This window comes from Pseudoalteromonas sp. P1-13-1a, from assembly GCF_001401875.1.
Taxonomy (GTDB): Bacteria; Pseudomonadota; Gammaproteobacteria; order Enterobacterales; family Alteromonadaceae; genus Pseudoalteromonas.
Window position 1 is genome coordinate 1 of sequence record NZ_LKDV01000166.1, and the last position, 209, is coordinate 209.

Genomic DNA, 209 nt, shown 5'->3' on the forward strand with positions numbered 1-209 from the left:
CTAAGAATGGTGGGTCGTACTGGACTTGAACCAGTGACCCTCGCCTTGTAAGGGCGATGCTCTCCCAACTGAGCTAACGACCCATATTAAATTTTAAAACGAGCTATTCATATAATAGCTTTTATATGTGGTGGGTGATACTGGACTTGAACCAGTGACCCTCGCCTTGTAAGGGCGATGCTCTCCCAACTGAGCTAATCACCCACATA

2 tRNA genes are annotated in these 209 nt (G+C 46.4%); both read right to left on the reverse strand.

Annotated elements, in window-relative coordinates:
* Positions 1-7 precede the first annotated feature (7 nt).
* Positions 8-83 (reverse strand) — tRNA-Val (locus AN391_RS20270).
* A 45-nt stretch (positions 84-128) separates the two neighbouring features.
* Positions 129-204: transfer RNA gene (locus tag AN391_RS20275), tRNA-Val, on the reverse strand.
* Between the last annotated feature and the right edge of the window lie 5 nt (positions 205-209).